The following is a 12,746-nucleotide window of genomic DNA, read 5'->3' on the forward strand; positions in this document are numbered from 1 at the left end:
ATCTTCCACCTTCGGCCCGACAGCCGTGCCCGAACGGGGTCAAAGACCGCGAAACCCCAGCTGGTAGGTACCCGCAGCGGTGAGATCGCCCAGGTCGGGAGGTGACGTTACGGCACGTGAAGAATCCCACTCGCAAAGTCGCGGTAGCGCACCGTTTCGAGGGCGAACGTCATTTCGACGCAACGAAAAACCACCGCCCAACGGCGCGGACGCTCCGGAGGGCGGTGTTGGCGCGAGACCCGTGACGCCAGATAACTTGTTGGGCGGTCGGACCTTCCGGACATCCGCGACGCGGGGAGATCGCGTCGCGGTGCGAGGACTGCACGGGTGGCGAATGATCTGTGGTGCCCGGCCGCCCTGACAACAGCGGCGTGGAGGAGGTGCCTTTGTTCGGCTTCGTCATCGCGCACCTGTTGGTCGCCGTTCTCCTCCCGCTGATCGCCCGGCGCAACACCCGCGCCGCCTTCCTGATCGCGGCGATCCCGCCTGCCGCGGCCGCGGTCTGGCTGCTCTCCCACACCCCGCAGGTGCTGGCGGGCGAGACGCGGACCGAAACCGTGCGGTGGGTGCCGCTGCTCGGCCTGGACTTCGGCTTCCGCCTCGACGCGCTCGCCCTGGTGATGACCATCCTGGTCTGCGGGCTGGGCGTGCTGGTGCTGATCTACGCCGACGCCTACTTCGCCCGAGGTCGCGGAGACGCGCGCCGTTCCGCCCCGCTGCTGCTGGGCTTCGCCGGAGCCATGCTCGGGCTCGTCGTCGCCGACGACCTCACCACGGTCTACGTCTTCTGGGAACTGACGACGATCTGCTCGTTCCTGCTGGTGGGCCAGGCGGGCATCAGCCGCGAGTCGCGCCGGTCCGCGCTGCAGGCGCTGATGATCACCAGCCTCGGCGGATTGGTGATGCTGCTCGGCTTCGTCGTGCTGGGCGAGTCCGCGGGCACCTACCGGATCTCCGAGCTCGTCGAGAACCCGCCGACCGGCACGGCCACCACCGTCGCCGCGCTGCTGATCCTCGTCGGCGGTCTCACCAAGTCGGCGCAGCTGCCCTTCCACAACTGGCTTCCCGCCGCGATGGTCGCTCCCACCCCGATCAGCGCCTACCTGCACGCGGCCTCGATGGTCAAAGCCGGTGTCTTCCTGGTCGCCCGGCTCGGCCCGATCTTCGACGCGGTGCCCCAGTGGCGCTACACCGCCGTGGTGTTCGGGCTGGCCACCATGCTCTTCGGCGGCTGGCGCGCGCTCCACGAGCACGACCTCAAGCGGCTGCTGGCCTACGGCACCGTCAGCCAGCTGGGATTCCTGATGGTGCTCTTCGGCGCGGGCAGCCACGACGCCGCGCTGGCCGGGGCCACCATGCTGCTCGCGCACGGCCTGTTCAAGGCGACCCTGTTCCTGGTCGTCGGGATGATCGACCACCAGGCGGGCACCCGCGACATCCGCAAGCTCACCGGCCTCGGCAGCCGCCAGCCGTGGCTGGCGGTGATCGCCGCGCTGGCCGCGGCCTCGATGGCGGGCCTGCCGCCGATGCTCGGGTTCCTCGGCAAGGAAGCCGCCTTCGGCGCGTTCCTGGCCGGTCCCGAGGGCGTGGTGGTCGACGTCTTCCTGGTGATCGGGTCGATGCTCACCGTCGCCTACAGCCTGCGCATGTGGTTCGGCGCGTTCGGGACCAAGCCGGGCGTCGTCCCGCCGCCGGTCAAGCCCGCCGACCTCCAGGCCCTGATCCCCGCAGGGCTTCCCGCGCTGGGCGGACTCGTGCTGGGCATCGCCTACCCGATCGCCAACGAGCTGGCCGACGGCTACGCGCAGTCCTACGAGTCCGTCGGCAAGCCGGCCGAGCTGGCGCTGTGGCACGGACTGAACATCCCGCTGGCGCTGTCGGTGCTCGCCGTCGCCGGTGGTCTGGTGCTGCACCGGGGGCGCACCCCGCTGACCGCGTGGCGCAACCGGCTCCCCAAGCCGCTCAACGCCCAGCGCGGCTACGAGCGGATCATGGCGCTGCTGGAGCGCGTCGCGGTCGCCGTCACCGCGCGGCTGCAGGTGGGTTCGCTGCCCACCTACCTCGGCATCATCCTGGTCACCGTCGTGGCCATCCCCGGATCGGCCTTGCTGATCCAGCTCACCGTGCCCGACGACCTGCGCGCCGTCGACAACCTGATGCAGCTGCCGCTCGCCCTGGGCGTGGTGGTCGCCGCGCTGGCAGTGCTGCGCGCGCACCGCAGGCTCACCGCGGTCCTGCTGGTCGGCGTCATCGGGTACGGCATCGGTGGGCTGTTCATCGTGGACGGTGCCCCGGACCTCGCGCTCGCCCAGTTCCTGGTGGAGACGCTGACCGTGGTGGCGTTCGTGTTCGTGCTGCGCAGGCTCCCGGAGCGCTTCTCGCAGGCCGACTCCTCGAAGGCCATCCGCATCCCCAAGGCGATCATCGCCACCGCCGCCGGGCTGTTCGTCTCGCTCGCGGCGATCGGGTTCAGCGCCGCGCGGCAGGCCCCGCCCGAGGCCAGCGAGTTCTTCGTGGCCCACGCCGAGAAGGGCGCCGGGGCCACCAACGTCGTCAACGCGATCATCGTGGACTTCCGGGCCTTCGACACCGTCGGCGAGATCTCGGTGCTCGCGGTGGCCGCGACCGGCGTGGCCAGCCTGATCCTGGCGTCCCGGCACGAACGCCGCCGGCGCGTCCAGACGCAGCAGAAGGAGGTGCGCAACTGAGTCCCCCGCCAAAGCCGCCGCCGTGGACGAGATGGGACACGCCGACCGAGCGCTGGCTGCTGTCCGGTTTCCGCCGAGAAGGCCAACCGCGTTCCGTGCTGCTGGAGCTGGTCGCGCGCATCGTGTTCCCGACCGTGCTGGTGCTGTCGATCTACTTGCTGTTCGCCGGTCACGACCGGGCGGGCGGCGGGTTCACCGGTGGCCTCGTCGCCGGTCAGGCGTTCCTGCTGCGCCACCTCGCGGGCGGCCGGATGGACGACAGCGCCGTCGTGTCGATGCGACCGCCGGTGCTGATCGGTCTCGGCCTGACCATCGCCTGCGCCTCGGCGTTCCTGCCGCTGCTGTTCGGCGGTCAGCTGCTGGAGACCACGATCTACAAGTTCACCGCGCCCCTGCTCGGCGAGATCAAGTTCGTCAGCAGCATCATCCTCGACACCGGCGTGTTCCTGCTGATCGTGGGCGTCGTGCTGGACCTGCTGCGCACCCTCGGTTCGGGCATCGAGGCCGACGCCGAAGCCGCGGCGAGGGGGCAGCGATGACCATCAACCTGACGATGGCGCTGGTCATCGCGGTGCTCTACTCGGTGGGCTTCTACCTGCTCATGCAGCGGTCGCTGATGCGCATCCTGCTGGGCATCGTGGTCCTCGGCCACGGCTCGAACCTGCTGCTGCAGATCGCGGGCGGCCCACCGGCCCGTCCCGCGATGCTCTCGAACGCCGGCCCGGCGGAGATGGCCGATCCGCTGCCGCAGGCCATGGCGCTGACCGCCATCGTGATCACCTTCGCGCTCACCACGTTCCTGCTGGCGCTGGCCTACCGGTCCTGGACGCTGCTCGGGCACGACGAGGTCCGCGACGACGTGGAGGACCGCCGGATCCAGCGGCTGGAGAAGCGGCTGGAAGCCGATGACGATCCCGACGACGACACGGCGGACGACGAACCGGCGAAGGAGGCGGCGCAGTGACGGTCCTGGTCGCCCTGCCCGTCCTGCTCCCGCTGGCCGCCGCCGGGCTCTCGCTGGCCCTCGGCCGGTTCGCCGACCTGCAGCGCTTCCTCGGCCTGCTGGTCCTGGGCGTGATCATCGTGGACGCGGGCGTGCTGCTCTACGTCTCCGACCAGAGCGGTCCCGTCGTGCTGCAGATGGGCGCCTGGCCCGCGCCGCACGGCATCACGCTGATCGCGGACCGGCTCTCGTCGCTGCTGCTGGTCGTCTCCTCGGTCGTGACGTTCGCGGTGCTGATCTACTCGATCGGCCAGCGCATCACCGACTACGGCCGGGAGCGCTCCAGCACCACGTTCCACCCGATGTACCTGATGCTGTGCGCGGGCGTGTCCCTGGCGTACCTCACCGGCGACCTGTTCAACCTGTTCGTCGCCTTCGAGATCATGCTCAGCTCGTCGTACGTGCTGATCACCCGGCGCACCACGTCCACCCGGATCCGGGCGGGCATGACCTACACGATCGTCAGCCTCGCCTCGTCGCTGCTGTTCATCACCATGATCGCGCTGGTCTACGCCTCGACGGGCACGGTGAACCTCGCCGACCTGGGGACCAAGGTCGCCGAGCTTCCCCGGGGCCTGCAGATCGCGCTGGCGCTGCTCGTGGTGATCGTGTTCGGCGTGAAGGCCGCGATGGTGCCGTTGCACTTCTGGCTCCCGGACAGCTATCCCACCGCGCCCGCACCCGTCACGGCCGTCTTCGCCGGTCTGCTGACCAAGGTCGGCATCTACGCGCTGATCCGGACCCAGACCCTGGTGTTCTCGCACTCGGAGAGCTGGAACCTGATGCTCGGCATCGCGCTGATCACCATGATCGTCGGTGCGCTGGGCGCTCTGGCGCAGAACGACCTCAACCGGCTGCTGTCGTTCCTGCTGGTCAGCCACATCGGCTACATGCTGTTCGGCCTGGGCGTCTACGACGTCGTCGGGTTGACCGGCGTGATCCTCTACGTCGTCCACCACATCACCGTGCAGGCGACGCTGTTCCTGGTCAGCGGTCTGATCACGCGGCACAGCGGCACCGTGGCGCTGACCCGGATGGGCGGCATGGCCAAGACGACGCCGCTGATCGCGGTGCTGTTCGCCCTGCCCGCGCTGAGCCTGGCGGGCGTGCCCCCGTTCTCCGGCTTCGTCGCCAAGCTCGCGCTGCTGCAGGCGGGTGTCTCCAGCGGCAGCATCACCGCCTTCGCGGTGACCGCGGGCATGGTGCTGACCAGCCTGCTGAGCCTCTACGCGATGGCGCGGGTGTGGACCCGGGTGTTCTGGGGGCAGGTGAAGGCGCCCGCGCCGGACCCGGATCCCACCGATGAGCTGGTGGTCGGCACCGCCAGCTCCAGCAAGCCGATGCTCGCCGCAACCGGGGTGCTGGTCGTGTCCAGCCTGGTGATCGCGCTGGTCGCAGGCCCGCTGGGGGAGATCGCGGGTCGCGCGGCCGACGACCTCATGGACGGTCAGACCTACAAGACCGCGGTGCTGGGAGGTGGTTCCGGTGGGTGAGCGGATGCCGCGTCGCAAGCGGCTGGTGCGCCGCATCCCGCTGGTCATCTGGCTGACCGCGGTGTGGGTGCTGCTGTGGGGCAAGTTCGACGCGGGCACGCTGTTCTTCGGCGTGGTCGTGGCGTTGCTGGTGACGCTGCTGTTCCCGGTCCCGATGCTGCGCACCGGCATGGTGCTGCGCCCGCTGCACGCGGCCCGGCTGGTGGCCTACCTGGCGTGGGACCTGGTGATCTCCACGGTCCGGGTGGCGTGGCAGGCCGTGATCCACCGGAACCGCGCCAAGGCGGGCATCGTGGCCGCCCCGCTGAACGTCGACTCGGACCACCTGATCGCGATCGTGGCCAGCGCGGTGTCGCTGGCGCCGGGCAAGTTCGTGCTGCAGATCGATCGCGCCAACCGCACCTGCTACGTCTACGCGCTGGGCCTGCGGCCCGGCGAGGAGGACTCGGTGCGCGACGAGATGCGGTTCCTGGAGCGGCTGGTGGTCGACGCGGTCGGTTCCACCGGACAGCGAGAACTGGTCAGGGGTGATGCGGCGTGATCTGGGTCTTCGCCGTGACGTTCGTGCTGCTGGCCGTGGCGGGTCTGCTCGTCGTGGTCCGCTTGCTGCTCGGCCGGTCCACGTTGGACCGGATCGTGTCGGTCGACGTGCTGGTGACCCTGATCGTGGCGGGCACCTGCGTGGGCATGGGCCTGCAGCAGGACGGGTCGAACATCGCTCTGCTGGCCGCGTTCGCGCTGCTGGCGTTCATCGGGTCGATCAGCACCGCGAAGTTGATCGAGAAGAAGGAGCCGTACCGATGAGCTGGACGGACGTTCTCTCCGCGATCTGCCTGATCGGTGGCGCCCTGTCCTGCCTGTTGGGCGCGATCGGGCTGCTGACCTTCCCGGACGTCACCGCCAGGCTGCAGGCGGCGACGAAACCGCAGACCCTGGGCCTGATCTTGATCCTGATCGGCACCGGGGTGCAGTTGGAACTCGGCTACGCGACCGGATTGATCCTCGTTGGACTGTTCCAAACGCTCACCGCACCTGTTCTCGCCCAACTCGTGGGCCGCGCGGCGTATCGCACCGGAAGCGTCGACCGGGAAACGTTGATCATCGATGAGCTCGGTGACCGAATCGATCGTGAGTCCGGAGTTCGCTGAACCGGCGGTTGTCGGTCATCGGTCGATCCTGGACTGTCCTGTCTGGTGGAGGTCGAAGGTTCTGTCAGGAGACAGGCGTTCGATATGATCGACTTCGACCGGAACGGGTGACCCTCGAACGGGGTCGCTGAAAGACGGCCCGGAGGTGTTCGCCCTCCGGCGCGACGCGAAGGATGTGGAGCCATCATGTGGCGGATCGGCCGCCTGCTCGCGGGGTTCGCGATCGCGTTATCCCTGCTGCTCACGCCGACGGCGGTGGCGAGCCCGGTGACGGCTCAGACGAGCTCGGCGGAGGTCGCGGTAGTCGTCGGGCAGCAGCCGCCGGGGGGAACCGCGCCCGAGGACGAGACCGACGCCGAGCGCAATCAGCGCGTCGCGATGGGGGTCGCCGGTGTGGTGCTGATCGGACTCGTGCTCCTTTCCCGCAAGGCGCGCAAGAAGTCGCTGCTCTTCTTCGAGAAGAAGAAGTAGGCAATCCAATAAAACAGACGCCAGGGTCGGTTTTAACCAGTTCTTTGCCATCAATTTCCGCCATGGACTAGACCTGACGGCGAAGCTGTGGGATTTTCACTCCTGATCGCACGTGCGGAGTCATTTCGCGCGTTTCCTGGGTGAGTAGCCCACTCCAGACGTGGGTCGGCGCCGGGAAGCCCCCCGACCGGTGCCGGCCCACACCCCATCGCCGTTCGCGCACCTGACAATCCCGAGCTCAACCGGGAAATTGCGCGACAGGGGAATAACGTGAATTTCCCCTTTTCTGCTCAGCCGAAGTCCCGCCACCCGTTCGGCGCAGCAGGCCTACCGGTGGTCTCGGCTCGGTCCGCTCGCGACGCGCGGCTGATCGGGCTGGTGCAGGATGAGCGCACATGCGTACCACCCCGCCCGAAGACCAGACCTCATCCGTGGGTCATGCCGCGCTGCGCGACCGCTGCCGCGACGTCGTGCGCCGGAACGAAGGAGCGCTGGCCGGGCTGTCCCGCAGCATCCACGGCGAGCCGGAGACGGCGTTCGCCGAGCACCGCAGCGCCGCGAAGGTCGCCGCGCTCCTCGCCGACCACGGCTTCAGCGTCCGGCAGCCCGTCGCCGACCTCGACACCGCGCTCGTCGCGGAGCGCGGCAGCGGCGACCTCGTCGTGGGCATCTGCGCCGAGTACGACGCGCTGCCTGAGGTGGGGCACGCCTGCGGGCACAACGTCATCGCGGCCTCTGCGGTCGGTGCCGCTCTCGCTCTGGCCGACGTCGCCGACGAGGCGGGGCTGACGGTCCGGTTGCTCGGCACTCCCGCCGAGGAGACCGGTGGCGGGAAGGTCCTGATGCTGGAGAAGGGCCTCTTCGACGACGTCGCGCTGGCGATGATGGTGCACCCCGGCCCGGAGGACATCTGCCTGCCGAGCTCGCTGGCCATCACCGACCTCGAAGTCCGCTACACCGGGCGCGCCGCCCACGCCGCGGCCGCGCCCGAGCTCGGCGTCAACGCGGCCGACGCCCTCACCGTCGCGCAGGTGGCCATCGGGCTGCTGCGGCAGCACCTCGAGCCGCAGCAGATGGTGCACGGTATCGTCACGGAGGGTGGCGCGGCGCCGAACATCGTGCCCGCGCGCACCGCGGCGGTCTACAACCTGCGTGCTGCCGGAGCGCGCTCTTTGCAGCGCCTGGAGAACCGCATCCGGGCCTGCTTCGAAGCGGGTGCGACGGCGACCGGGTGCTCGCACCAGATCGTGCAGATCTCCCCGGTCTACGCGGAGCTCGCCTGCGACCAGTGGTTGTCGGAGGCGTACCGCCGTGCCATCACCGATCTCGGGCGTGAACCGCTCGATCGGAGCACTGAGCAGGGCCGGGTCATCGGCAGCACCGACATGGGCAACGTGACCAGGGCCCTGCCCGCGATCCATCCGATGATCGCGGTGGAATGCGGAGACGCGGTCAACCACCAGGCGGAGTTCGCCGCGGCCTGCGCCACTCCCTCGGCGGACCGGGCGGTCCTCGACGGAGCGGTGGCGATGGCCTGGACGGCGCTGGCGGCCGTGCTCGACGGCCCGCAGCGCGAACGGCTGCTCGCCGGTGTCGCCGACCGCGTTGGACAAGGTTCGACCGAACAGTTCTGCACGTCGGGAGGCGTGGCGTGACCGTGGTGGATTCTCGTGGCCCGGACCCGGGTCAGTTCCCGAACCGTGACGGTTCGGCGGTGACGGCCGAGGAGTGGGCCGTCGGCCAGGCGACTCTGGTTGCTGACGAGCCGATCGGCCTGTCTGAAAGCACGATTGAGGGCATGGATTCCCACCTCGAATCCAGTGTGGAGTCCGGCGTGCCCGACCTCGGAGCGGGCCGCGGACCGTCCTGGCTGGACGCGTGGCTCGGCGCGAACTGGCATCGAGTGATCGCCTGGCGCCGTCACCTCCACGCCCACCCGGAGCTCTCCCGGGCCGAGCACCGGACCACCGCGTTCCTCGTCGACCAGCTCGGCCGGGCCGGTCTCACGCCCCGGATGCTGCCCACCGGAACCGGCCTGACCTGCGACATCGTGGGAACGTCCGCCGGGCCGACGGTCGCGCTGCGCGCCGACATCGACGCGCTGCCGCTGACCGAGGCCACCGGATTGCCCTACTCATCCACAGTGGATGGTGCCGCGCACGCCTGCGGCCACGACGCGCACACCACGGTCGCGCTCGGCGCCGCGATTGCGCTGGCGACCGCTCCCGACCTGCCGGGGCGGGTGCGGATGATCTTCCAGCCCGCCGAGGAGGTCATGCCGGGCGGGGCGCTCGACGTGCTGGCCAGCGGAGCGCTCGACGACGTCGACCGGATCTTCGGCCTGCACTGCGACCCGCGCCTGCCCGCAGGCAGCGTCGGCACCCGCGTCGGGCCCATCACCTCCGCCACCGACCTGCTCGAACTGCGCCTCACTTCGCCGGGCGGGCACACCTCGCGGCCGCACCTGACCGCCGACCTGGTGCACGCGCTGGGCAGCGTGATCACCGGACTGCCCGGGCTGCTGTCCCGCCGCGTCGACCCGCGCACCGGGACCGTGCTGACCTGGGGAGCGGTGCACGCGGGCGAGGCGCCCAACGCCATCCCGCAGGACGGCGTGCTCACCGGCACGTTGCGCACGGCCGACCGGGACACCTGGGCGAAGCTCGAACCGCTCGTCCACGACCTGACGGGCAGCCTGCTCTCGCCGCTGGGTGTCGGTTTCGACCTGCAGCACCGCCGCGGCGTGCCGCCGGTGGTCAACGAGCTGGAGAGCACCGAGCTGATGCGCGCCGGCATCACCGCCGCGATGGGCGAGGGGGCGCACGCCGACACCCCGCAGTCGTCGGGCGGGGAGGACTTCGGCTGGTACCTCGAACACGTGCCGGGATCCTTCGCGCGCCTGGGCGTGCACTCGGGGAGCGGCCGGATCAAGGACCTGCACCAGCCGACCTTCACGCTCGACGAGCGGGCGCTGCTGGTCGGGGTCCGGACGATGGTCCACACCGCGCTGCTGAGCCTGCGGAGCTGATCGAGAGCTGATTCCGCGCCGGATCTTCGCCTGATCGAGGTGTATCCGGCGCGGAACGTATCTGCGGGAGGGGTTCGCGCCTCTTTACGGGCATGGGGACGACAATCAACTGCCCGCAGTTCCTGCCCGCGCCCGGCTCGACGAGCCCGCAACCCTGGTACGGCGCGTTGCCGCGCGCCGAAGCCGAACGGCTGCTCGGCGTCGCCGAGCTCGCCGAGTGGCTGGAGTCCGGAGAGTGGGTCCAGCCCTGGCCAGGGGTGGTGCTCCCGGCCGCGCTGCTGCGCGATCCGATGACCAGGGCCGCCGCCGCGCTGCTGCGGGCCGGCGACCAAGGCGTGATCTCGGGGCCGACCGCCGTGGCCATGCACGGCTGCGGGCCGGTCGAGGACGCCGTGCACGTGACCGTGCCCTACGACCGCGAGCTGCGGTCGCACGGTGATCTGGTGGTGCACCACGCCTGGTTCCGGGAGACGGACGCCATCGAGCTCGACGGGCTCCGCGTCCAGGCGCTGGACGTGGCGCTCGCCGACGTGCTGTGCACGGGCCCGCAGCGCTCCGCGCTGGACTGCTTGGAGCGGGCCCTGTGCCGCCTCGGGGCAGGGGCCGAGCACTTCCGCGCGCTGATCGGGGAGCGGTTGCGCCGCCGACGGGACCGGCGCGGGACCAGGAAGGCGCTGGCGCTGCTGGAGCTGGCGTGGGTTCGGCCGGGCGACGCGTTCGCGGGAGCCACACCATGAACGCACTGGTAGATATCACATCGAATGCTGTTAACTCTGTCGCTCACGATGTTATTTTGAGGGTGAAGGGTGCCACCCCGGTCCCGGTGGACCGCGAACGAAAGGACCGGACGTGCCGGCCGACCCCGCAACCGGACCCGAACCGATCGACCTCGTGCTGCTCGACGTGGGCGGTCCCGTCTACGACGACGTCGCCTACCGGGACGCGCTGCTGCGCGCCACCCGCCAGCTCACCGCGGAGGACGGGCGCGAGTTCGGCGAGACCGAGTTCCTGCACCTCTACGACGAGCGCAGGCAGGCCCAGGGCGGCTCGCTGCGCACCGCCGTGGCGCAGCGGTTCCTCACCGTGCAAGACCGGCAGCGGCTGTCCGACCTGGCCGAAGCGCACTGGGAGTACCCGCCCGAAGCCCTCTACGACGACGTGCTGCCCGCGCTGCGCCAGCTCCGCGAGCGGTTCCGGATCGCGCTGGTGGCCAACCAGCGCTCGATCGTCGTCGACGCTCTGCGCCGCGACGGCGTCGCCGAGCACATCGACGTCTGGGCGATCTCCGAGACGGTCGGCGCCGAGAAGCCCGATCCGCGGATCTTCCAGCACGCCCTCGACGAGGCCGGAGTGCCACCGTCCCGGGCGGTGCACGTCGGGAACCGGCTCGACACCGACGTGCGCGGAGCCCAGCGCATCGGCCTGCGCACCGTGTGGGTGCTGCGCGGCGAAGCGCCCCCGGCACCGACCCCGGAGCAGCTGGCCGAACCGGACATCGCGGTGCACTCGCTGGCCGAACTGCCCGGCGCCCTGGAGAAGCTGTCCTCGTGACGGGCGATCTCGTCGTCGGGGTGGACGTGGCCACGGCCAACGTCCGGGTGCAGGTCCACGACGCGGCGGGCGAGCCGCTGGCGCACGCCTCCCGGACGCTGCCGGGCCCGGTGCGAACGCCGGACGGGCGATCGGAGCAGGACGCGAGCTCGTGGTGGCCCGCGGTGCGCGACTGCCTGGCCGAGTGCACGCGCGCTCTGGGTGCGCGCAGCGGCGGGATCACCGCGCTGGCGATCTCGGCGACCTCCGGGACGGTCGTCGCCGTCGACGTCCGGGGCGAGCCCGTCGGCCCGGCGCTGATGTACGACGACCGTCGTCGCAGGGTCGCCTGGCTGGCCGAGAACCTCCCGGCCGACGCGGAGCAGATCTGCCACACGCCCGAGGTGATCGCCCACCGGCTGGTCGGTCACCCCGTGGCCACCGACACCAGCCACGCGCTCAAGAGCGGGTACGACCCGGTGACGGGTGAGTGGGCCTTCGAAGCGCCCACCAGCCTGCTGCCGGAGGTCGAGCGCCCCACGGCCGTGCTCGGTCGCGTGGGGCGCGAGGCCGCGGTGCTGACCGGTCTGCCGGTGGGCTGCGAGGTCCGCGCGGGAATGACCGACGGCTGCGCCGGGCAGCTCGCCTCCGGCGCCGTCGATCCCGGGCAGTTCGTCACCGTGCTCGGCACGACCATGGTGCTCAAGGGCGTTTCCGAGAAGCTCGTGCACGACCCGGCCGGAGTCGTCTACAGCCACCTGCACCCCGAGGGGCGGTGGCTGCCGGGCGGGGCCGCCAACATCGGCGGTTCCGCGCTGTCCGATGTGGACCCGGAGGAGCTGTCCGAACTGGACGCCGCCGCCCTCGCGCGGGGTCCCGCGAGCGTGCTCGACTACCCGCTTCGCGGGCGGGGAGAACGGTTCCCGTTCCAGGCGCCCGACGCCGAAGCGTTCCAGGTGGGATCACCGCAGGACCGCGTCGACGAGCACCGCGCCAAGCTGGAGGCGGTCGCCTTCTGCGAACGTCTCGCGCTGGAACGCCTGGCCACCCTGGGTGCGGTGGCCGAGGGACCGGTGCGCACCGCGGGGGGCGGCGCTCGCAGCGAGGCGTGGTGCCGGATCCGGGCCTCGGTCCTGGACCGGCCGGTGCTGCGCGTGCTCGGCGCGGGGACCGCTTTGGGCGCAGCGCTGCTGGCGGCCACCGGTTCGCTGCACCCCGACCTCAGCGCTGCCGCGGCGGCGATGGTGCCGGGTGGCGAGCTCCTCGAACCGGACCGGGCGGAAGTGGACCGCCTGCACTCGGGTTACGAGCGGTTCGCAGCGGAGCTGCGCCACCGCGGCTGGCTCTAGAGGTATTTGGTGTGGG

13 protein-coding genes are annotated in these 12,746 nt (G+C 70.7%); all 13 read left to right on the forward strand.

Going from position 1 to position 12,746, the window contains the following annotated elements:
• Positions 1 to 386: 386 nt before the first annotated feature.
• The 13 genes from mbhE to ACYVF3_RS16580 all read left to right on the forward strand — a co-directional run bounded on the left by mbhE (position 387) and on the right by ACYVF3_RS16580 (position 12,730).
• Positions 387 to 2,708 carry a hydrogen gas-evolving membrane-bound hydrogenase subunit E gene (gene mbhE / locus ACYVF3_RS16520; protein WP_461155116.1) on the forward strand — a complete coding sequence of 774 codons (2,322 nt, stop codon included), beginning with the start codon at positions 387 to 389 and terminating at the stop codon, positions 2,706 to 2,708.
• A gap of 95 nt (positions 2,709 to 2,803) precedes the next feature.
• Entirely contained in the window at positions 2,804 to 3,247 is a 444-nt protein-coding gene (locus ACYVF3_RS16525) for an MnhB domain-containing protein (protein WP_461155117.1), read from the forward strand.
• Positions 3,244 to 3,672 (forward strand): Na(+)/H(+) antiporter subunit C, encoded by a 429-nt coding sequence (locus ACYVF3_RS16530; RefSeq protein ID WP_461155118.1) that lies wholly within the window; start codon positions 3,244 to 3,246, stop codon positions 3,670 to 3,672. The genes ACYVF3_RS16525 and ACYVF3_RS16530 overlap by 4 nt, the downstream gene beginning before the upstream one ends.
• Positions 3,669 to 5,204, forward strand: coding sequence for a Na+/H+ antiporter subunit D (locus ACYVF3_RS16535; protein WP_461155119.1), 1,536 nt, complete (start codon positions 3,669 to 3,671; stop codon positions 5,202 to 5,204). Before ACYVF3_RS16530 ends, ACYVF3_RS16535 begins: the two co-directional genes overlap by 4 nt.
• The gene (locus ACYVF3_RS16540; protein WP_461155120.1) at positions 5,197 to 5,745 is read left to right on the forward strand and encodes a Na+/H+ antiporter subunit E; all 549 of its coding nucleotides are present in this window, start codon (positions 5,197 to 5,199) and stop codon (positions 5,743 to 5,745) included. The genes ACYVF3_RS16535 and ACYVF3_RS16540 overlap by 8 nt, the downstream gene beginning before the upstream one ends.
• Positions 5,742 to 6,008: a monovalent cation/H+ antiporter complex subunit F gene (locus ACYVF3_RS16545; RefSeq protein WP_145744100.1), complete on the forward strand. Its 267-nt coding sequence runs from the start codon at positions 5,742 to 5,744 to the stop codon at positions 6,006 to 6,008. Before ACYVF3_RS16540 ends, ACYVF3_RS16545 begins: the two co-directional genes overlap by 4 nt.
• Entirely contained in the window at positions 6,005 to 6,352 is a 348-nt protein-coding gene (gene mnhG, locus ACYVF3_RS16550) for a monovalent cation/H(+) antiporter subunit G (RefSeq protein WP_461155121.1), read from the forward strand. The genes ACYVF3_RS16545 and mnhG overlap by 4 nt, the downstream gene beginning before the upstream one ends.
• A 186-nt stretch (positions 6,353 to 6,538) precedes the next feature.
• Entirely contained in the window at positions 6,539 to 6,823 is a 285-nt protein-coding gene (locus ACYVF3_RS16555; RefSeq protein ID WP_461155122.1) for a hypothetical protein, read from the forward strand.
• A 395-nt stretch (positions 6,824 to 7,218) separates the two neighbouring features.
• On the forward strand, positions 7,219 to 8,478 hold the full coding sequence (locus tag ACYVF3_RS16560; RefSeq protein WP_461155123.1) for an amidohydrolase: 1,260 nt from the start codon (positions 7,219 to 7,221) through the stop codon (positions 8,476 to 8,478).
• 143 nt (positions 8,479 to 8,621) lie between these two features.
• Complete coding sequence (locus tag ACYVF3_RS16565) at positions 8,622 to 9,851, forward strand: M20 family metallopeptidase (protein WP_461155349.1); 1,230 nt, start codon at positions 8,622 to 8,624, stop codon at positions 9,849 to 9,851.
• A gap of 92 nt (positions 9,852 to 9,943) precedes the next feature.
• Positions 9,944 to 10,588: a hypothetical protein gene (locus ACYVF3_RS16570; protein ID WP_461155124.1), complete on the forward strand. Its 645-nt coding sequence runs from the start codon at positions 9,944 to 9,946 to the stop codon at positions 10,586 to 10,588.
• A gap of 112 nt (positions 10,589 to 10,700) precedes the next feature.
• The gene (locus tag ACYVF3_RS16575; protein WP_461155125.1) at positions 10,701 to 11,402 is read left to right on the forward strand and encodes an HAD family hydrolase; all 702 of its coding nucleotides are present in this window, start codon (positions 10,701 to 10,703) and stop codon (positions 11,400 to 11,402) included.
• Positions 11,399 to 12,730 (forward strand): FGGY-family carbohydrate kinase, encoded by a 1,332-nt coding sequence (locus tag ACYVF3_RS16580; protein ID WP_461155126.1) that lies wholly within the window; start codon positions 11,399 to 11,401, stop codon positions 12,728 to 12,730. Before ACYVF3_RS16575 ends, ACYVF3_RS16580 begins: the two co-directional genes overlap by 4 nt.
• Positions 12,731 to 12,746: the final 16 nt, after the last annotated feature.

This window comes from Saccharopolyspora tripterygii (assembly GCF_054778355.1).